Below are 18945 nucleotides of genomic sequence, written 5' to 3'. Positions count from 1 at the left end.
GCGATGACTAAATACCAAAAAGCCATTGTGATTGGCCGTTACCAAATTTATCACAAAGGACACGAGCAACTAACCCGCCGGGCCTTGGAGATTGCTGACAAGGTGCTGGTAATCGTCGGCTCATCCTTTCAGTCCAGAAACATCCGCAATCCGTTTAAATGGACCGAACGGGCTGCCATGATCGCCGCTACGCTGCCGGAGGGCGAGCAAGCCCGCCTGACATTTTTACCGGTGCGGGATTATTACGACGACACGCTGTGGAATGCCGATGTTAGGCGGCAAGTTGGTGCATGTGTGGCCGACGGCGAACGGGTTGCGTTAGTCGGCTTTAACAAAGACGAGTCCACTTACTACCTGGATAATTTTCCCGATTGGTCGATGGAGGCGATAAAGTCCGAGCTGGATATTGATGCGACGGCGCTACGCCAACAATTGTTTGCGGCAGAAAACGCGGAGACCGCATTGGCAAACATCGCCAGCCGGATTTCTGTGCCGGTGCGGGATTTTTTAAATGATTGGGCAAAGAATCCCGAGTACGCGGTATTAAAAGCCGAATACGCCAAAATCGCTGAAGAGAATCAAGTCTATGCCAGCATTCCCTGGGATATTATTGCCACCACCGTCGATGCGGTAGTCACTGTCAACGATCACGTGTTGCTGGGCAAGCGCAAATATTATCCCGGCAAAGGCTTGTGGGCTATCCCCGGCGGCTTTCTGGAAAAACGCGAATCCTTGCTGCAAGGCGCGATCCGCGAATTGAAAGAAGAAACCAGCCTGAACGTGCCGGATGCCAGTTTGCGAGACTGCCTGCAACAGGTTAAAGTTTTTTCCCACCCCAGAAGATCGTGCCGTGGACGCGTGATTACGCATGCGCATCACTTTGCTTTGACAATTCCTTGGCTTGATGGGTCTTGGCCAGAGATAAAAGCGGCGGACGATCTTGAAAGCGTGGCCTGGATACCCATAACGCAACTGCCGGCGCTGGAAGAAACGCTGTTTGAAGACCATTTCGCTATCTTATGCAACCTCCTGTCATTTCAAGCCAAGTAGGACGATGCACTTTATTAAAGCTTAACAGGTCATAGGGAATAGCCGGGAAACTCATCCATGAAACCCGAAGATTTACAAAAGCTGGTCAGTGTTACTATGCCTTACGGCAAATACAAGGGCCGCGTTATCGCAGATTTGCCCGGCCACTACCTTAATTGGTTCGCGCGCGAGGGATTTCCTACCGGTGAACTAGGCAGGCTATTGGCATTGATGCAGGAAATGGATCACAACGGCCTAAAACCTTTGCTCGAGCCGCTCAGACAAATCAGGTCCTGATTATTAAGCTGGTCCTTAATGTGACTGGTCTTTATTTACCCGGCATCAGAAGGCTAATTTTTAGGCAAAAAAATTCCGACACGAGGCCGGATTGAGGGAGGAAGTTATTGCGCTGAACATCTCTGCAATGGTGCGTATAATATCAGTGTTTCCTAATGCCGGGAATGCGACATAATGTCACGTGCGACCTAGCTGAAACTCAGCTTAATGATGCCCATGGCGGCCAAAATGCCCGTGACCGTAATGGCCTCCATAGCCTCTATGGCCTCCGTATCCCCACCCGCCGCGAAACATTGGCACAGGGACCGGCACAACAGGCGCCGAATAGCCGTAACTGTAGCCATAGCTACCGTAACCATACGGCGTATATGTCGCGGGATAGGACTCGGCGTAGGGTGCGTAAGCCACACAACCGCTCAGCATCGTCAGACTCAAAAACATCAGGGCAAGGCGTATTCGCGTGTTCACGACTACCACCCTTGCCGTATATTCCGATCACAACGCGGAGCGGGTATGGGTTGTTGATAGACAAACCCTCTGACTGGCGGCAACCCGTAATAATCTGCAGGGGCCTGGTAATAGCCGACTGCGGGCGGCGGCACATACGCCCGGTAATATGGATTGTTATAGTGATACCCATAGTTATCGCGCTGATAATTATGATGATGTCTGCCGCCCCAGTTGCCGTCATGCGCAAATGTTGCGCTCGAAAATAGCAAGATGATTGCCAATAGCGTGGTAAGCCTGAACATAAATCCTCCTTATCCGGGATCTTCAGTTGCGGCTCATTGTTCTCTCGCAGGCTTAAACATCTCTTAACTGACGAATATTCTTAAGCTGACTTTTCCGCGCTCGGTATGAATGGTTCCGCCTGATTGCATATTTCCATAAAATATCTGGCTGGATAGTATGTTGTCAGGTAAAACAGCTAACAATTGCATTTAACATGGAGACGATATGAGCAACCTGTTTGAGCCCATCAAAGTGGGGGACATCAATTTACCTAACCGCATCGTGCTGGCACCTTTAACGCGTTGCCGGGCCAGCGCCGGCTGGGTACCCAACGAATTGATGGCCGAATACTACGCACAGCGAGCGGATGCCGGGTTAATCTTAAGCGAGGCCACCAGTGTCTCCGCGCAAGGTGTGGGCTATCCGGACACGCCCGGCATTTGGTCGGAAGAGCAAGTGGCGGGCTGGACCAAGGTAACCCAAGCGGTACATGCAGCCGGCGGACGAATTTTCCTGCAACTCTGGCACGTCGGCCGGGTGTCGCATCCGGATTACCTAAATGGCGAGCTGCCCATCGCGCCTAGCGCGATTGCGCCCCTAGGGCATGTCAGCCTGCTCCGCCCGATGCGAGACTACGTGACTCCCAGAGCCTTGGACATCAGCGAGATTCCCGGCATTGTCGAGACTTACCGCAAAGGCGCGGAAAACGCCAAACGTGCCGGTTTTGACGGTGTGGAGATTCACGGCGCCAATGGCTATCTGTTAGATCAGTTTTTGCAAGACAGCACCAATAAAAGAACCGATGCCTACGGTGGTTCGGTGGAAAACCGCGCCCGTCTGATGCTGGAAGTGACGGACGCTGCCATTTCGGTATGGGGACCCGGTCGCGTGGGTGTGCATCTTGCGCCCAGAGGCGACTCGCATACGATGGGTGATTCCGATCCGTTAAATACATTTGGCTATCTAGCCGAGCAATTGGGCAAACGCGGCATTGCGTTCATTTTTACCCGAGAATCGCTCGGAGAGAACCGTATCAGCCCGGCGTTGAAAAAGCGTTTCGGCGGGGTGTTGATTGCCAACGAAGGCTTTAATCGGGAGACCGCGCAGCAAGTCATTGCGGCCGGCGAAGCCGATGCCGTCTCGTTTGGTAAGGATTATATTGCCAATCCCGATTTAGTCCGGCGCCTGCGACTGAATGTGGCTCTTAACCCCTACCATGCGGAAACCTTTTATGGCGCCGCGGGGCAGGATCCGAGAATTGGCTATACCGATTACCCGAGTCTGGTAGCGGAAGTGAGCTAAAAAATCTTGTGGTTCCCGCGCGCAGGCGGGAACCACACGTGTTACACGCCAGTCGGTTGCGATTCTCCCAGAGAGATCTTAATCGCCCCCCGGAAATCCAGACAAAGCCTTGGCCTGCAATGACTCCAGCCAAATTTGCTGATATTTGGACATCCGCTTTGGTAAAAACAGTTGGCCAAGACGCGCCAGCCAGCCATGCAGGGTTTCTTCAGTCAACACGTCGCAACTGTTCGCGCTCAGCCGCAATGATGCCTGAAGCAACCAGGCCCAAACCCGCTCCGGTTGCGCCGCCATATCCAGTTCTTTGCGGACATGCATACGGCGCATCAAGCTTGGGAAAAGCAGCATTTGTATCCCGGTCATTAGCAACCCTTCCCATCGATAAACCCTATCAACAATAGCGAAAGTTTCCCCGGTAGTAATAACTCACTCCCCACCAAGGATGACGGATACTGAAATCCAGATAAAACTCGTCTTTTGAAACAGCACGTTCGCTGATGCTTGCCGAACCCAGCAATAACCAGTCTGGAATATTCAGGCGTAGCGAACCGCATTGCCAGAAATGACCGTTGCTGCGATACAGCAATTCGCCGTTTTCAACGCTGACGTGTAAGTGCAAACCAAAGCCAAAGCCTATCAGTTCGACTAACTCGTGGTCAGCCGCATAACTCATCCGCGAACTAAAGCAGTCGGTTTTACCGTCCGCATAGGTCATCGTCCGCTGCCAATGCAAGAGTTCGCCAACGGCGGTCTTGTCCACTTCGGCTTGCGCCGCCTGCCCGCGCCAAAGCAACAAGCCGCCGAACAAATGAATCAGCCAAATCAACGGAAACAGATAACCCGGATAGCCTATCTCCATCACACCCACTAGCCGGCTTTGTTGGCCGTCGCTAATTCGATAATGTCTTTGAATAACCTCCGGCAATTGTTGCCAGTCGTCGCCCAACACTTTTTGCATTAATGATACAGACATGGCTTAGCTCCAGAGTGAATTATGAAATACCATCAAGGTAGTGATACCTATCATGCCGAAGAAAGCCGGCAGGCCCAAACATAGCCAAATCTTGGAATAGTAGTGGTACAGATAAGGTAAGGGGCGGCCTTGTGCCAGTGACTCGGCGGCGATGTCGCGCATGCGGATCTGCAAAATCACCACCGGCAACCAGCACAGCCCGGTGATTAAATACAGCAGCAATGTCCACCACAGCCAGCCGTCGCCGAACGAAGCCGACAATTGATCGGCCAATAACACACCGGTTAAAGGTTGGATAATCACGGTCGGCGTGGTGAACCACCAATCGGCCAGCACTACATGCTTGCTGGTCGTGGCAATTGCCGCATGATCGCCGCTTTTATCGGCCATTACTTTGTAAAACACCGTGCCGGAACCCAAGCCAAACAGCACGATGGCGCTGAGGATGTGGATCAATTTTAAAGATAAATACATCATGACGGCTCTCCTTCCAATTCTCTGACAAGTAACAAGCACATTAAAAACGGCAGATTTTTCAACAGCGGTCCGAACGGGTGGAATACAAATTCCGGTAAACATGCGGCCACTATCAGGCTATAGCCCAGGACGATCCAAAACTACCAAAGCATGAGCTTGCTGACCCTAAACCGAGCTAAGGTCGCCAAACCCAAGGCAATATCCATGGCTGCCAAGCCGTATAAAGTCATTGGCGCGCCCACGCCGGAAATGCCGAGTGGCACTAACAACTGGTAACTGAGTTGATGCGGATAGAAAAACAGCGAGGTGATACCGCTCCATAACCAAACGAAGGCAATCGTGTATCGCAATAAAGGCTTGAGAAAATACAAACCCGCATGCCAACGCTCTGCTTGGCTGGCCGGTTGCGCAAACCATTGCTCGTTCAAGTCGATGGGCGCTCGACCCAAGAACTGGGTGAGCGGCGCTGGATCCGCGCTATTGCCGCGATTCAGCATCGCTAGGTTGTCTTTGCTGACAATCGGCTCGTTTAGCCATTTGCCCATACCCGCCATGCTCAGAGCAAGTTGGTAAGGTACGGAGCAAGTTCTGGCCGTTGGTTTGCATAATCGTCGCCTAAGCCCTTGCAGCCAGTCCGCATAACTGATCGGGCTGGGGCCTACCAAGGCCAAGGTCTTATGACCGGAGACCACCGGCTCAAGACAACGGCAGACGGTGGCGGCTACATCGGCGATATGAATGGGTTGCAAAAGCTGGCGGCCACCATCCGGTAGAACATGCACGGGTAAAGCGGCAAACGCATGAAACAAGCCGCTACTTTGCCCACCGGGTCCATAAACCAGCGACGGTTGCAGTACAAACCAGTCCACGGCCAAGTCACGCAATGCATCGTCGGCAGCTTTTTTGCTGAGGTGGTAATTTGATTCGGCACCTGCGTCGGCAACCAGAGCCGAAACTTGCACGATCTTTTTGACCCCGGCTTGCGCTCCTGCCTGAAACAAGGCTATCGGTGCTTGGCTATGTAACTGGGCAAAGCTTTGGTTGTTGTTCTCGGCAATAATGCCCACGCAATTGACGATTGCGTCGATAGCTTGCAGATGCGGTAGCCAGGAGTCGATCACGCAGGCCTGGGCAAAATCCAATTTTAACCGGATCAGGTTTGGATTATCGATCAGTAGACGTTCGGGATGGCGGCAACAAGCCGTAACCTGGTGGCCCTGTCGCAGCAAGTCGTGTAATACGGCGCAGCCGATAAAACCGGTCACGCCGGTTAATAGAACTTTCATGGTTTTGCTCCAAATGTTGAGAGGCAGGAGCAGATTAACGACCGCGGAACGGTCAAACTTCCAGATTGATAGGACAGGAATAGAAATAAGTTACGCGGGATATAAACCCATAAATTTCAAAGTGTTACGGATTTACAAAATGATAAAACTGGAGCTTTTTGTTTAGCCGGCGTGTGTTTTTCGATACTGTCCGGGCGCGACGCCGACGATATCGCGAAACGCCGCGTAAAAATTGGACTGGGTGCTAAAGCCCACCGTCAAGCCTATCGACAATACCGATGCATTGGGTTCTGCCAATAGCAGTTTTTTGGCAGCTGAGATGCGTTGTTCGCGGATGTAGCGGGAAAAGCCTTGTTGAAATTCGGTATTGATCAGTTCGGACAACTGATGCTGACTCAGCTCCAATTGCTCGGCCAGCAAGCCTAGGTTCAGGGTTTCCAGCGCATATAGTTTGTCCTGTGTCATCAACGCGTCCAGTTTGGCCAGCACTGCCGGTTTATCGATATTTTTTAAGGTCGATTCCGCATAAGTCGCTTGCACCGCTTCAGACACGTCGGCGGCAATGCCGGGGAAACGCAGTAAGGTCAACGCCACCGCAAAAAACGCCATACCAATCAAGATACTGTAAGCGCCGATAAAGTCGGTTTCATCCAGTAGTGGCCAGATGAAGCCCAACACTAAAACCGCCACCGCGATGGCAAACAAAACCCCCAGCGCCAATAACTCCCAATGAAAGCGTTGTCTTTGTCCGCGCAATGCATAGACTGTTTTTGCCAGCCACAGCAAATAGCCGCCGCCGAGGAAAAAGGCACCGGGCAAGGCCAATCGATAAGGCAAAATCAGGCACAGCGCGAACGGCAGGACATGCAATATATCGCGCCGGCTATAGCTGCTTTCGGCACGCAACAGTTGCCGGCTGTAAAAATAAAAACTGGGGGCAATCCCGTACAACAGAAATAAATACAGCGCGGAATGCACCTGGTCGTATCGATTTAACAAGTAGCCTAAATGCAGGCTTTGGATACCGGCCAAGCCGGCTATCAATAGAAACCCGGCTAATTTTGACGTAAAGCGCGTAGGCTCCCTGGCTTGCAAGATATTGCCGACCAGCAACAGCAAGGCGGCACCGAGTGAGAAACCGATAAATAACAGCGCAGCAATAGACATGGATGACCAAGCAAAAAAGAATTTTGAGTTTAGCCCTTGTTTTTAGGTCGGCCAAGGTTTGGACCGGCACTATCTATTGACGACTCTAGCCGTTAAAATCGCTGGCGGGCGAATACGAGGACATTGCACATGGCTCTAGCGGAAAAATTAACGATCAGCGTGGCGAATTATCTGCAAGGCGAATTGGTCAGCGACATCAAGCATGAATATATTAGTGGCGAGGTGTATGCGATGGCGGGAGCGAAAAGGTCGCATAACGTCATCAGCATGAACCTGGCTGGTCTGGTTTTCGCGCATCTACGTGGTACATCTTGCCGGGTTTTTAATTCCGATATGAAAGTACACGTCCAATCTGCCCACGACGACTGTTTCTTCTACCCGGATTTACACGTCACCTGCTCGATAGCTGACACTGCCGAACATTACAACAGCCAGCCGAAACTGATTATTGAAGTGCTATCCGACGCCACGGAACGGTACGACCGAGCCGAGAAGTTTCATCACTACCGCAAGTTGCCCAGCCTGGAAGAATATGTGTTAGTCGCTCAGGACACGCAACGCGTGGAATGTTACCGGCGCGCCGAACAATGGGACTTACGGCTGTATCAAGCCGGCGAGCTGGCAATGTTGCAGTCCATCGGCCTGGAATTGCCGGTCGCCGAGATTTATGAAGGCATCGTGTTTGAAGGCGCGGCGTAAGTCTTAACTCCTGCAGCTTTCGAGCTAAAGCCTAAGCCAATACCACCGGAATCTTCCCAATTTTTGATTGCCACTCTTTCGGTGCTGTATTGTGAATCGACTCGCCCCGGCTATCCACCGCCACCGTCACCGGCATATCCTCGACCACGAATTCGTGTACCGCCTCCATGCCCAATTCCGGAAACGCCACGACCCGCGCCTGTTTGATAGCTTTGGAAACCAGATAAGCCGCGCCGCCGACCGCAATCAAATACACGGATTGATGCTTGGCGATGGCTTCTATCGCTTTCGGGCCGCGTTCGGATTTGCCTATCATGCCTAACAGGCCGGTTTTTTCCAGTACCTTATCGGTGAAACTATCCATACGTGTGGCAGTAGTCGGACCGGCGGGGCCGACCACTTCATCGCGCACCGCATCGACCGGGCCCACGTAGTAAATGAATTTGTCTTTTAAATCGACGCCGTCCGGTAACGGCTCGCCTTTGTTCAGCAGATCGACGATACGCTTGTGAGCGGCATCGCGGCCGGTCAACAAGGTGCCGCTGAGCAGCAAGGTTTCGCCGGGTTTCCAGTCGGCAACGTCCTGCTTGGTCAGGCCGTCGATGTTGACGCGGCGAGCAGTGCTGGCGGCTTGAGTGATTTCCGGCCAATCGGATAATTTGGGTGGCGTCAAAATGGCTGGACCGGAACCGTCCAATACGAAATGCGCGTGGCGGGTGGCGGCGCAGTTGGGGATCATCGCCACCGGCTTGTTGGCGGCGTGAGTTGGGTAATCCAGAATTTTCACGTCCAGCACCGTAGTCAGGCCACCCAAGCCTTGTGCGCCTATGCCAAGCGCGTTGACCTTGTAGTATAACTCCAGGCGCAACTCTTCAATGGCATTCGATGGGCCGCGGGCGATCAATTCCTGAATGTCGATAGAACCCATGCACGCCTGTTTGGCCAACAACATCGCTTTTTCGGCAGTACCGCCGATGCCTATGCCCAAAATGCCCGGCGGACACCAACCCGCGCCCATGGTTGGCACGGTTTTCAACACCCAATCAACGATGTTGTCGGCCGGGTTCAACATCACGAATTTGGACTTGGCTTCCGAACCACCGCCCTTCGCGGCCACTTCCACGTCCACTTTGTCGCCCGGCACCAATTCCATATGCACCACTGCCGGGGTATTGTCTTTGGTGTTGATGCGCTTGCCGGCCGGATCGGATAGGATTGACGCACGCAAGACGTTGTCCGGATGCAAATAAGCCCGGCGCACACCCTCGTTAACCATCTCGGTCACGCTCAATTTCGCATCCCAACGCACGTCCATGCCGATTTTTAAAAACACTGTGACGATGCCGGTATCCTGGCAAATCGGCCGGCGGCCCTCGGCGCACATCCGCGAGTTGATCAAAATTTGCGCCATTGCATCTTTCGCCGCCGGGCTTTCCTCTTTTTGGTAAGCCACATACAAGGCGTCGATGAAATCCTTGGGATGGTAATAGGAAATGAACTGCAAGGCATCGGCGATGCTTTGGATGAAATCGGCTTGGCGAATGGTGGTCATGGTGGTCGTCGGGCTATGAAGGAGAATTGGGAATTTATCACGAACCGCTAGCGTCCTGAATCAAAAACTGGTCGCCCAAGCCGTCGGTATTAAAATATAAAACGACAACTTGGAAGTGAGGATGATTTCATTATCTGCCCGGCACTGCGGGTGCTAAATTGCCGAGTTCGCTGATTTACCCATCAACCCCGGCGCATTGTTGGCTAAGGATGCAAGATTAATAATCGGCACAGCCTGGCCATTCTCAAAGGATACGAACTCGGAAAAATGCTCGGACCTTGCAATAGGGTTGTCACGACGCATCGACGCCTTCACTTTAACGATGTCAGATACCTCATCAATGCCGATAGCCAGGTAATTGGCATCATGTTTGGCGAGCAAGACTAGGCGTCTTTGCAGGTCGACGACCAATTCAATCGTTGAGTCGAAAATATTCAAAAGCTCCATTAACGTGGTGTGTTTAGCCTGATTCAAAGCCGACAAAGCTTCATCGACTCGGCCGGTTTCCGCCATATTCAGCAATTTATCGGCTAGTTCATGTATGGCGGCATGCGGCCTTTCGAAACAAGACAACAACAAATGCAGTCTTTTGTGTCGGGGTGTGTAAGCGTAATACCACTTTCCGAATGCGCATTCCCTGGGGTTTCTGGCCTTGCTGAAAGTGCCGTGGTTGCGGACCGAATATTCCAGTTCGGCAACCCATTCCAGGTGATCCTTTCTGCGAATTTCCAAAAAGGACTTTAATTCCTCATATTCAAAGTATTTCGACTTGATATCCAATAAATCCCAAAGCGACACATAAGGAAAAACCTCGCCATCGATACCGTAGAAGGGGTCGGAGGTCTGCCCGCTGTAGGGATAAACCGGGGAGATTGGCACAATCCGTTTGACGCTGGATAGCGGTAGGCAAAAATATTTTTCACCGATAAGAAAAAGTAACAGTTCCATGCTTGCTCCTCCCACCCGATGAACCGGTGGGCTTCGTTAATTTCCCAATAATTTGCAGATTCTCTGTTTTCGAACGATATTGCGGCGAAGGCCCTTAAGATGCTGAGCCGCGCAATCGCTGGGACTTGCCGACCCGTCGGGTTGGCAAAGCTAGCTCCTTTTGTCGTTGGTTAATCGTCAGCGTAAGCAAATGCAGCCAGAGTCTAACTTAATTCGCCATGGTCTAACATCCAAAGCAAGTATAGATTAGCACGCTCTAATATTTTGTGGGGCCTGGCGGAGAACTCTGATCAGACCGCTCTCCATGCGGGATAGAGCATGGCTGCTGCAAGGCAACAACCCTAACATTTACGTTATGCTAAATTTGAACTTTAACATATTGACTATTGATTCCTATCAGGTGCACTTCGATGGATTCTTTTGGTGACTTTTCTTTGGCCAAACAAAGAAAAGTTACTAGGCTGTCGGGCCGACAATTCGGCAGGATAGCCGATTTGCATGCGCTCGCCCCCGAAGGACGAAAAACAAGGATATTTTTCGTGAAACCGACGTTAAACCCAGCCGTCTCGCCAGCGACACAAATACAAACTAGCCAGCAATATCGCGCGACCCGGCTACCCTCTGATACCCCCTCTTAATCGCCAAAGCCAACTCATGCACCGCCATGGCGTAATGCGTGCTCTGGTTGTACCGGGTGATCGCGTAAAAGTTGGGGTGGCCCAGTAAATACTCATCTTTGCTTTGATGTCTGAGCAATAACAATCGCAACGGATAATCACAACTACAGGCATCAGCCGGCTCTACTCCAGCTTTAACCAAGGTATCCAAGGGGTAAGCATGATCAGCGCCGGGTTCCAGGCTGTCTATGCCGCTGAAGCTGCCGCGTATCGCCGAGACGATGGGTTGGCCTGGCTGCCAGCCGTGTTGGACAAAATAATTGGCGACGCTGCCGATGACGTCGTCCGGGTTCCACAGGTCGCGGCGGCCGTCGCCGTTAAAATCCACCGCCCACTGCAGAAAACTGCTGGGCATGAATTGGCCCAGGCCCATCGCACCGGCGAAGGAGCCGACCGGTTTGCCGGGGTCCAGGCCCTCGCTGCGGGTCATGACCAGAAAGTTTTCCAGTTCACTGCGGAAATATTCGCCACGGCGCTGATAGTCAAAGCCCAAGGTGGTCAAGGCATCGATGATTCTATGGTTGCCGACGAAGCTGCCAAAGGTGGTTTCCACCGCCATGATGCCCAGGATGTATTCTGCAGGTACGCCGTATTGCTGGCTGGCGCGTTGCAGCGTTGCGTGATGTTGTTGCCAGAAGCTGATGCCGGCGTTGATGTGCCGGTCGTCCAGAAATTGTGCGCGATAGCGGGTCCAGCCGCCTTTGCTGGGTTTGCCTTTCATGCCCTGATCGGATTTGGCTAGATAATCCAGCGTCCATTGCTTGCGTTTGGCCTGCGAGAACAAGCCTTGCAGATATTCGCGGTTGAAACCGTGCTTTTGCACCATCTGTTCGATGAATTGGTTCAAGGCCGGGTAGCCGGCGTAATCACCGGTGACTGCTGTGGCGTGATAGCCGCCGACGCTGGCGAACGGCCTTAGATCAGGCGTAGCTTGACGCGATTGGTGGGGAGCCGTTTGTTGGGTGGGTGTGCGGACGCGATTATTGGCTTTATCACCGGCCGGCGGCTGCGAGGCGCAGCCGGCTAGAAGTGTTATTAACAGTGCCGAACCGGCACTTTTTAGCGAAACTTTACGGGCGTTAAAAGTATACAAGCGAGCTATATCCAGGGTTATTTAAAAAGACTGCCTCCCTCGTCGTCGTTTTCGGCCAGGGTCATGCCGGCGGTTTCGAAATTGACGTTTTCTGCGCCCAGTTTAATCATCAGGCGCACCTCGTTACGGGAGTCGGCAGCGTGCAACGCGTCATCGTAACCAATTTTACCGGCCGTATACAGATCGTAAAGCGCTTGGTCGAAAGTCTGCATGCCATGCTCGCGCGAGCTTTTCATCAGTTCTTTTAATTTGTGTACTTCGCCCTTGCGGATCATGTCCGACACCAAAGGCGTATTCAACAGAATTTCGATAGCCGGGTAGCGGCCCTTGCCGTCGGCGCGTTGAATTAATTGTTGGGCGACGATGCCGCGCAGATTCAAAGACAAATCCATGAACAGCTGGCTGTGCATTTCTTCCGGGAAAAAATGCAGAATGCGGTCTAAGGCCTGGTTGGCGTTATTGGCGTGCAGGGTACAAACGCACAAATGGCCGGTTTCCGCGAAGGTGATGGCGTGTTGCATGGTATCCCTGCTCCTGACCTCGCCGATCAAAATCACGTCTGGGGCTTGCCTCAGCGTGTTTTTTAACGCCACTTCAAACGACTCGGTATCCAGGCCCACTTCGCGCTGGGTAATGATGCAGCCCTTGTGCGGATGGATAAACTCGATAGGGTCTTCGATGGAAATGATATGGCCGCTGCTGTTTTCGTTGCGGTGCCGAATCAAGGCCGCCAGCGAGGTGGATTTACCGGTACCGGTGGCACCGACAAACATCACCAGACCGCGCTTGTACATGATCAATTCTTTCAACACCGGCGGCAGGTGCAATTCCTCGGCGCTGGGGATGGTGGTTTCGATGCGGCGCAACACCATGCCAGCCGAGTCGCGTTGGGTGAAGGCGCTGACCCGGAACCGTCCAAGACTGTGGGCGCTTAAGGCAAACTGGCATTCGTGAGTGTTTTCAAACTCGTCGCGTTGGCGTTGCGACATGATGCTGAGGACCAGCATCATGGTCTGTTCGCTAGTTAAAACGGTTTTGGACACTTCGACGACCTTGCCGTTAACTTTCATCGACGGCGGCCGGCCCGCGGTGATAAACAGGTCGGACGCTTTCTTTTCCACCATCAGGGCCAATAGGGCTTTAAAGTCCATGACGCCTCCTAAAATTTAACGGAACATATCTTTGTTGACGGCTTTGACCATCGCGCCTTTCGCGGTAATCAAGCCTTTGTCGACCAATTCTTTTAGGTTTTGGTCCAGGGTCTGCATGCCGTCCTTGCGGCCGGTTTGGATCGCGGAATACATCTGCGCCACCTTGGCTTCGCGGATCAAGTTACGGATGGCCGGCGTGCCGACCATGATTTCGTGTGCGGCAATCCGGCCGCCGCCGACTTTTTTCAACAGCGTTTGCGAGATAACCGCCTGCAAGGATTCGGACAGCATGGCCCGGATCATATCTTTTTCGGCGGCGGGGAACACGTCGATAATCCGGTCTATGGTTTTCGCGGCCGAGGTGGTATGCAGCGTGCCGAACACCAAGTGTCCGGTTTCCGCAGCGGTCAAGGCCAGGCGGATGGTTTCCAAATCCCGCATCTCACCCACCAGAATGATGTCCGGGTCTTCCCGCAGTGCCGAGCGCAAGGCTTCGTTGAAACCTAAGGTATCGCGATGTACTTCGCGCTGGTTGATCAGGCATTTCTGGCTTTCGTGGACAAACTCGATAGGGTCTTCGACGGTCAGGATGTGCGCGTAATCGTTGGTATTAATGTGATTCACCATCGCCGCCAGCGTGGTGGACTTACCGGAACCGGTCGGGCCGGTGACCAGAATCAGGCCGCGCGGTTTGGTACACAGCTCCGCAAAAAACTTTGGTGCATCCAGGTCTTCCAGGGTTAACACCTTGGACGGAATGGTCCGGAATACCGCGCCGGCGCCTCTATCCTGATTGAATGCGTTCACCCGGAAGCGGGCCACGCCGGGCAGCGCGAACGAGAAGTCGGTTTCCAGAAACTCTTCGTAATCGCGGCGCTGCTTGTCGTTCATGATGTCGTAAATCAGCGCATGAACTTCCTTATGATTTAAGGATGGGATATTGATGCGGCGGATGTCGCCGTCCACCCGAATCATCGGCGGCAAGCCGGCGGAAAGATGCAAGTCGGAGGCTTTGTTTTTGACGGAAAAGGTCAAGAGTTCGGCGATATCCATGATTTATGTCCCAACAATAAAAGGAATGATCGTCGGCAAGGATAGTACACAATTCAAAACCGGCCGGCTTATTCCTGCATGGCATCAACCCTTATGCTAGTGCGTGGTGGACCGGCCTAGCGGTGCTGGCTTTTTTCGGCGCAGTGAATACATTGATTGGCGTAGGGTACCGCAGCCAAGCGTTCCATTTTTATGGGTTCGCCGCAGCTCAGGCAAATGCCGTAGGTGCCGGCATCGATACGGGAGATGGCTTGTTTAATTTTTTCGACTTCGTCGCGCGTGGCATTGCCCAAGGCGTCCAATACTTCGTCATTTTCGGTTTCGACGGCCTGTTCGGAAAAGTCCTGGGCCAGCGGCTTATCGGTGTGTCTGACGTCTTCGGTGATTTTCCCCAGCCTGTCGTCCAGGTCTTCCAGCATATTCAATAGTTGGTCGCGTACATCGGTATAGTCTTTCATGGTGCTCTCCGCAGCAGGGCTGCATGGTTTAATAACCGGCTTCTGTTGGCCGGATAGTCAATGCCTAGTTTATACAATGAAGCCGATAGCAGGTGCAACCAAGCTGATCTATACTCGATTCATCGACATTTCTAGCTTTTTGCACAATGGACCTTGCTCTCGACCACTTACTCGCCGCCGCCAATCAAGTCATTCTCGGTAAACAATCACAAATTCGCCTAGCCGTTTGCTGCTTATTAGCGCGCGGGCATTTACTGATCGAGGACATTCCCGGTGTCGGCAAAACCACCCTCTCACACACGCTGGCGCGCTTGTTTGGTCTGGAATATCAGCGGATTCAATTCACCAGCGATATTTTGCCGGCCGACATCGTCGGTTCGTCAGTATTCGACGCCCATCAGCAGTTATTCAGTTTTCACCCTGGGCCGATTTTTAAGCAAATGATCCTGGCCGACGAGATCAACCGGGCCACGCCCAAGGCGCAAAGCGCCTTGTTGGAAGCGATGGAAGAACGGCAGGTGACGGTAGAAGGCCGAACTTACCCCTTGCCTCAACCGTTTTTTGTCATCGCTACGCAAAATCCGGCGCACCAGATCGGCACCTTTCCGTTGCCGGAGTCGCAAGTCGACCGGTTTTTGATGCGTGTCGAGTTGGGTTACCCCAGCCGGCAAGCCGAACGGGAGCTGCTGAGCGGTCAACCTAGACATGTCTTGATCGACGAGCTGCCGGCGGCTTTACTACCCGCGCAGTTGGCCGATTTGCAACAGGCGGCGGATCAGGTACACGTATCGCCGGCCTTGCTGGATTATCTGCAAGCCATTCTGGCGTTCAGCCGCCAATCCACGGACTTTGCCAGCGGTTTGTCGCCGCGGGCCGGACTGGGATTGTTGGCCGCCGCCAAGGCATGGGCTCTTATTGACAAGCGCAAGGCCGTGTTGCCGGAAGATCTGCAAGCGGTTTTGCCGGCAGTGGCCGGGCATCGTTTGAACGTGGGCGCCAACGATTCGGCCGCCATCGTCGCGCCCATTCTCAAACACGTACCGGTACTTTGAACGAAGCGGCCTTATCCTTAAAACAGCGCTTTAAACTGTCGCGCTTTTTTACCGGCGAGGCGCCGACCCAAGGACCGATTGTATTGACGCAGCGGCGGGTATTTATTTTGCCGACGCGACGCGGTTTGGCATTTGTGTTGTTGATTCTGTTGCTGGTGCTGATCGGCTTTGTCTACAACAATAATCTGGCTTATTTACTGGGATTTTTGCTGGCCAGCATTTTTTTCGTGACCATCCTGCACAGCTTCAAAGCCTTGGCCGGATTAACGATTCAGCCCGCGCGGCAGCAAGCGGTGTTTGCCGGCCAGGCCGGACCGTTTAATTTCCAGATCAGTAATCCCGGTTCGCAGCCGCGCTTTGCGTTGGATTTGGCTTTGCAATCCGAGTTATCGATAAGCTTGGCCGCCGAGCAAACCCAAACCATCACGCTATATCAATCCACCCCGCACCGCGGCTGGCTATTGCCGGGTACGCTGACCCTATCCAGCACCTACCCCTTAGGTTTATTTCGGGCTTGGGCGCCCTTGCGTTTCGATAGTCCTTTGCTGGTGTATCCCAAGCCGGCCAGCAAACTACTGCCGTTTCCGGATAGCGACGGCGGTCAGGATAAGCCCGGCCAAAATCGCCGCCGCGGCGATGAGTTTGAAGGGGTAAGAGTCTATCAACGCGGCGACGCGATTCGGCAAATCCATTGGAAAGCCTTTGCCAAAGGCCAGGGCGTGCACAGTAAACATTACAGCGGCGCCAGTGCCAGCGAATTGTGGCTGGATTATCAACAGGCACCAGGACATCACACCGAAGAACGTCTCAGCCAGCTATGTCGTTGGGTGGTGGACGCTGAACAGACCGGTTTACGCTACGGCTTGGTGCTGCCTGGCTTGCGTCTGCCGCCAGACAACGGCGCCGCGCATTACCGTAACTGCCTGCAAGCCTTGGCGCTGTTTTGAGCATGCCTTTTCTACCCTCCACGCGGCTGATGTTGTTTATGTTGGGTTCGATAGGCCTGATTACCTTGCCGCATGCCTGGCATATTCCGCCGGTATTGTTCAGTTTTTTTACCCTGCTGCTGCTTTGGCGCTTGCTGAGTATTTGGCAACCCCGCTATTTGCCAAACCGGTTTGGCGTGTTTTTATTGATGCTGCTGGGAATAGGCTTGTTATACAGCCAGCAGCACTCGGTATTCGGCCGCGATGCCGGCACCAGCCTATTCGTCGTGGCCTTGGGTTTGAAGTTGCTGGAAATTCATGGCCGGCGCGATGTGTATGTGATCGTTTATCTGGCTTTTATCGTCGCCGTCACCCAGTTTTTGTACGAAGAAAGTATCTTGATGGCGCTTTATATCCTACTGGTGTGCGGGGTCTTGCTGGCCACCTTGATTACGCAAAACAGTCACACGCCGCAAACCCTGGCGGCATTAAAAACCTCGGCAGCGATTATTCTACAAAGCCTGCCGTTGGCCCTGGTGTTGTTTGTGTTGTTTCCGCGTCTGGAAGCGCCGCACTGGAGTTGGCTGGACGATGATATTCATGCCAAAAGCGGCCTGAGTAATACCTTGGAACCGGGTTCGATTGCCGAATTAAGTCTTTCGCCGGAACTGGTGTTTCGGGTCAAATTTGACGGTGAACTGCCGCCGCCCGCGCAGCGCTATTGGCGCGGACCTATTTACGCCAGTACCGACGGAGTAAGTTGGCGCGCGCCGCCGGTGTTAGGCCGCGAGAACAACCCGGATCAACCCACGTTCAGCGATCCGAGCTACGCCTATACGCTGATGATGGAGCCGCAAAAGCAAAACTGGGTGTTTGCGCTGGAGATGCCCACCGAGTTTGGCGGCGGGTTACGCCGCAACGGTTTATATCAGCTAATCACTAATAAAAACCCCGGCGACCGTGCCGAGTACCAGATTAGCTCGTCGCCTAGCTATAACAGCGGCGGCATCAGTAAAACCGAGCGCAAGGAAAACCTGCAATTGCCCGGTAAACCTTCTGACAGAGTGGTCGAGCTGGTTAAGCAGTTACAAGGCAAGCAAGCCCGGCCCGAATTGTTCATCGGTAATTTGTTACAACATTTCCGCCAGGAAAATTTTCATTACACCCTTAGCCCAGAGGCGATGCCGGATAAACCCATAGAGACGTTTTTGTTCGAGCGCCGCGCCGGGTTTTGCGGCCATTACGCCACGGCCTTCGTGTATTTGCTGCGGGTGGCGGAGATTCCGGCGCGAGTGGTGGGCGGTTATCAAGGTGGGCAGATCAATGAAGTTGGCGGCTTTCTGGAAATCAGGCAAGCCGATGCCCATGCCTGGGCGGAAGCCTGGCTGGAAGGACGCGGCTGGGTTAGATTCGATCCGACCGCCGCCATCGCCCCGGAGCGCATCGAGCGCGGCGTGAATGTGGATTTACAAATCGCCAGCGGCGCGGTGAATTTCAGCCCGGTGCAACTCGATGCCAAGACCTTATCCTGGCTGCAACGCGGTCGGCAACTTTGGCAAAGCGTCGATTACAACTGGCAACGCTGGGTCATCAACTACGACACGGTTAATCAGAAAGCGTTTTTACAGAGCTTAGGCATCGATAATTTCGTCAAGCTTGGCTATTGGCTGGTGATTAGCGTGGCGGGCATCGGTGGTGTCGTGGCTTGGCGCTTGTTGCGGCCGAACCGGCGCCGCCAAGATCCGGCGTTGCGCTTGTACCGGCAGTTCTGCGCCAAGTTCGCTAAAGCCGGCTTAAGCATTGAAATTGGCGACGGCCCCCAAACCGTCGCCGAGCGCGCCAAAAAATTGCGCCCGGATTTGGCCGAAGCCATTGAGCGGATCACCGCGCTTTATATTCGCTTACGCTACCAAGCCGACAGCGAAGCCGGCGATTTGCAGGTTTTAAAAAAGTTGGTCGCGCGCTTTAGAGTTTAAATATACCTTTCCTACCGCAAATTTCAGCATACCTGCTTGATAGCCATCAGGGAGCGGGCAGGAGTGAGGGAAGCAAAAAGCGAAATTTGCAGCGCGA

General features: G+C 53.3%; 18 protein-coding genes and 1 pseudogene. 7 read left to right on the top strand and 12 right to left on the bottom strand.

Annotated features, from left to right (window positions below; translation table 11 throughout):
* Positions 1-3: 3 nt before the first annotated feature.
* Positions 4-1050, top strand: coding sequence for a bifunctional nicotinamide-nucleotide adenylyltransferase/Nudix hydroxylase (locus EBB_RS04070; protein ID WP_192392586.1), 1047 nt, complete (start codon positions 4-6; stop codon positions 1048-1050).
* Positions 1051-1107: 57 nt separating this feature from the next.
* On the top strand, positions 1108-1326 hold the full coding sequence (locus EBB_RS04065; RefSeq protein WP_192392585.1) for a DUF3820 family protein: 219 nt from the start codon (positions 1108-1110) through the stop codon (positions 1324-1326).
* 204 nt (positions 1327-1530) lie between these two features.
* On the opposite strand, the gene EBB_RS04060 is transcribed toward EBB_RS04065, so the two are convergent.
* Positions 1531-1794, bottom strand: coding sequence for a hypothetical protein (locus tag EBB_RS04060; protein WP_223146797.1), 264 nt, complete (start codon positions 1792-1794; stop codon positions 1531-1533).
* 489 nt (positions 1795-2283) lie between these two features.
* Between EBB_RS04060 and EBB_RS04055 the strand changes: the two genes are divergently transcribed.
* Positions 2284-3360 carry an alkene reductase gene (locus EBB_RS04055; protein ID WP_192392584.1) on the top strand — a complete coding sequence of 359 codons (1077 nt, stop codon included), beginning with the start codon at positions 2284-2286 and terminating at the stop codon, positions 3358-3360.
* Positions 3361-3438: 78 nt separating this feature from the next.
* Here the strand turns inward: EBB_RS04055 and EBB_RS04050 are convergent, their stop codons facing one another.
* The 5 genes and pseudogenes from EBB_RS04050 to EBB_RS04030 form a co-directional block, all read right to left on the bottom strand.
* A complete protein-coding gene (locus EBB_RS04050) occupies positions 3439-3723 on the bottom strand; it encodes an SRPBCC family protein (RefSeq protein WP_192392583.1) in 285 nt (94 codons plus the stop codon).
* A 28-nt stretch (positions 3724-3751) separates the two neighbouring features.
* Positions 3752-4333 (bottom strand): DUF4166 domain-containing protein, encoded by a 582-nt coding sequence (locus tag EBB_RS04045; protein WP_225587229.1) that lies wholly within the window; start codon positions 4331-4333, stop codon positions 3752-3754.
* A gap of 3 nt (positions 4334-4336) precedes the next feature.
* On the bottom strand, positions 4337-4810 hold the full coding sequence (locus tag EBB_RS04040; RefSeq protein WP_192392582.1) for a DUF2269 family protein: 474 nt from the start codon (positions 4808-4810) through the stop codon (positions 4337-4339).
* Positions 4807-6096: pseudogene (locus EBB_RS04035) on the bottom strand (NAD(P)H-binding protein). Before EBB_RS04035 ends, EBB_RS04040 begins: the two are co-directional and overlap by 4 nt.
* Positions 6097-6258: 162 nt before the next feature.
* Complete coding sequence (locus tag EBB_RS04030; RefSeq protein ID WP_192392581.1) at positions 6259-7263, bottom strand: helix-turn-helix domain-containing protein; 1005 nt, start codon at positions 7261-7263, stop codon at positions 6259-6261.
* Positions 7264-7392: 129 nt separating this feature from the next.
* Here EBB_RS04030 and EBB_RS04025 point away from each other — a divergent pair, with 129 nt between their 5' ends.
* Positions 7393-7962 (top strand): Uma2 family endonuclease, encoded by a 570-nt coding sequence (locus tag EBB_RS04025; protein WP_192392580.1) that lies wholly within the window; start codon positions 7393-7395, stop codon positions 7960-7962.
* 31 nt (positions 7963-7993) lie between these two features.
* Here the strand turns inward: EBB_RS04025 and EBB_RS04020 are convergent, their stop codons facing one another.
* The 6 genes from EBB_RS04020 to EBB_RS03995 all read right to left on the bottom strand — a co-directional run bounded on the left by EBB_RS04020 (position 7994) and on the right by EBB_RS03995 (position 14894).
* On the bottom strand, positions 7994-9514 hold the full coding sequence (locus EBB_RS04020; RefSeq protein ID WP_192392579.1) for a fumarate hydratase: 1521 nt from the start codon (positions 9512-9514) through the stop codon (positions 7994-7996).
* 153 nt (positions 9515-9667) lie between these two features.
* Positions 9668-10462, bottom strand: a complete 795-nt coding sequence (locus EBB_RS04015; RefSeq protein WP_192392578.1) for a chemotaxis protein CheW — start codon at positions 10460-10462, stop codon at positions 9668-9670.
* Between the two features lie 588 nt (positions 10463-11050).
* Entirely contained in the window at positions 11051-12232 is a 1182-nt protein-coding gene (gene mltB / locus EBB_RS04010; RefSeq protein WP_192392577.1) for a lytic murein transglycosylase B, read from the bottom strand.
* A 17-nt stretch (positions 12233-12249) separates the two neighbouring features.
* Positions 12250-13383, bottom strand: a complete 1134-nt coding sequence (locus EBB_RS04005; protein ID WP_192392576.1) for a PilT/PilU family type 4a pilus ATPase — start codon at positions 13381-13383, stop codon at positions 12250-12252.
* Between the two features lie 15 nt (positions 13384-13398).
* Positions 13399-14436, bottom strand: a complete 1038-nt coding sequence (locus EBB_RS04000) for a type IV pilus twitching motility protein PilT (RefSeq protein ID WP_101053853.1) — start codon at positions 14434-14436, stop codon at positions 13399-13401.
* 116 nt (positions 14437-14552) lie between these two features.
* The gene (locus EBB_RS03995; protein ID WP_192392575.1) at positions 14553-14894 is read right to left on the bottom strand and encodes a TraR/DksA family transcriptional regulator; all 342 of its coding nucleotides are present in this window, start codon (positions 14892-14894) and stop codon (positions 14553-14555) included.
* A gap of 146 nt (positions 14895-15040) precedes the next feature.
* Here EBB_RS03995 and EBB_RS03990 point away from each other — a divergent pair, with 146 nt between their 5' ends.
* Genes EBB_RS03990 through EBB_RS03980 form a run of 3 tightly spaced genes read left to right on the top strand, consistent with a single transcriptional unit; the run spans position 15041 to position 18848 of the window.
* Complete coding sequence (locus tag EBB_RS03990) at positions 15041-15946, top strand: AAA family ATPase (protein WP_192392574.1); 906 nt, start codon at positions 15041-15043, stop codon at positions 15944-15946.
* Positions 15943-16893, top strand: coding sequence for a DUF58 domain-containing protein (locus EBB_RS03985; protein WP_192392573.1), 951 nt, complete (start codon positions 15943-15945; stop codon positions 16891-16893). The genes EBB_RS03990 and EBB_RS03985 overlap by 4 nt, the downstream gene beginning before the upstream one ends.
* 2 nt (positions 16894-16895) lie before the next feature.
* The gene (locus EBB_RS03980; protein ID WP_192392572.1) at positions 16896-18848 is read left to right on the top strand and encodes a transglutaminase TgpA family protein; all 1953 of its coding nucleotides are present in this window, start codon (positions 16896-16898) and stop codon (positions 18846-18848) included.
* Positions 18849-18945 lie beyond the last annotated feature (97 nt).

The organism is Methylomonas fluvii, assembly GCF_014850975.1.
Taxonomy (GTDB): domain Bacteria; phylum Pseudomonadota; class Gammaproteobacteria; order Methylococcales; family Methylomonadaceae; genus Methylomonas; species Methylomonas fluvii.
This window is presented reverse-complemented; position numbering and strand designations above follow the sequence as displayed.

Excerpts from the sequence above, each read along its gene's own strand:
- EBB_RS04070 (WP_192392586.1), top strand. The coding sequence starts at position 4 with ATGACTAAATACCAAAAAGCCATTGTGATTGGCCGTTACCAAATTTAT.
- EBB_RS04065 (WP_192392585.1), top strand. The coding sequence starts at position 1,108 with ATGAAACCCGAAGATTTACAAAAGCTGGTCAGTGTTACTATGCCTTAC.
- EBB_RS04055 (WP_192392584.1), top strand. The coding sequence starts at position 2,284 with ATGAGCAACCTGTTTGAGCCCATCAAAGTGGGGGACATCAATTTACCT.
- EBB_RS04050 (WP_192392583.1), bottom strand. The coding sequence starts at position 3,723 with ATGACCGGGATACAAATGCTGCTTTTCCCAAGCTTGATGCGCCGTATG.
- EBB_RS04045 (WP_225587229.1), bottom strand. The coding sequence starts at position 4,333 with ATGTCTGTATCATTAATGCAAAAAGTGTTGGGCGACGACTGGCAACAA.
- EBB_RS04040 (WP_192392582.1), bottom strand. The coding sequence starts at position 4,810 with ATGATGTATTTATCTTTAAAATTGATCCACATCCTCAGCGCCATCGTG.
- EBB_RS04030 (WP_192392581.1), bottom strand. The coding sequence starts at position 7,263 with ATGTCTATTGCTGCGCTGTTATTTATCGGTTTCTCACTCGGTGCCGCC.
- EBB_RS04025 (WP_192392580.1), top strand. The coding sequence starts at position 7,393 with ATGGCTCTAGCGGAAAAATTAACGATCAGCGTGGCGAATTATCTGCAA.
- EBB_RS04020 (WP_192392579.1), bottom strand. The coding sequence starts at position 9,514 with ATGACCACCATTCGCCAAGCCGATTTCATCCAAAGCATCGCCGATGCC.
- EBB_RS04015 (WP_192392578.1), bottom strand. The coding sequence starts at position 10,462 with ATGGAACTGTTACTTTTTCTTATCGGTGAAAAATATTTTTGCCTACCG.
- EBB_RS04005 (WP_192392576.1), bottom strand. The coding sequence starts at position 13,383 with ATGGACTTTAAAGCCCTATTGGCCCTGATGGTGGAAAAGAAAGCGTCC.
- EBB_RS04000 (WP_101053853.1), bottom strand. The coding sequence starts at position 14,436 with ATGGATATCGCCGAACTCTTGACCTTTTCCGTCAAAAACAAAGCCTCC.
- EBB_RS03995 (WP_192392575.1), bottom strand. The coding sequence starts at position 14,894 with ATGAAAGACTATACCGATGTACGCGACCAACTATTGAATATGCTGGAA.
- EBB_RS03990 (WP_192392574.1), top strand. The coding sequence starts at position 15,041 with ATGGACCTTGCTCTCGACCACTTACTCGCCGCCGCCAATCAAGTCATT.
- EBB_RS03980 (WP_192392572.1), top strand. The coding sequence starts at position 16,896 with ATGCCTTTTCTACCCTCCACGCGGCTGATGTTGTTTATGTTGGGTTCG.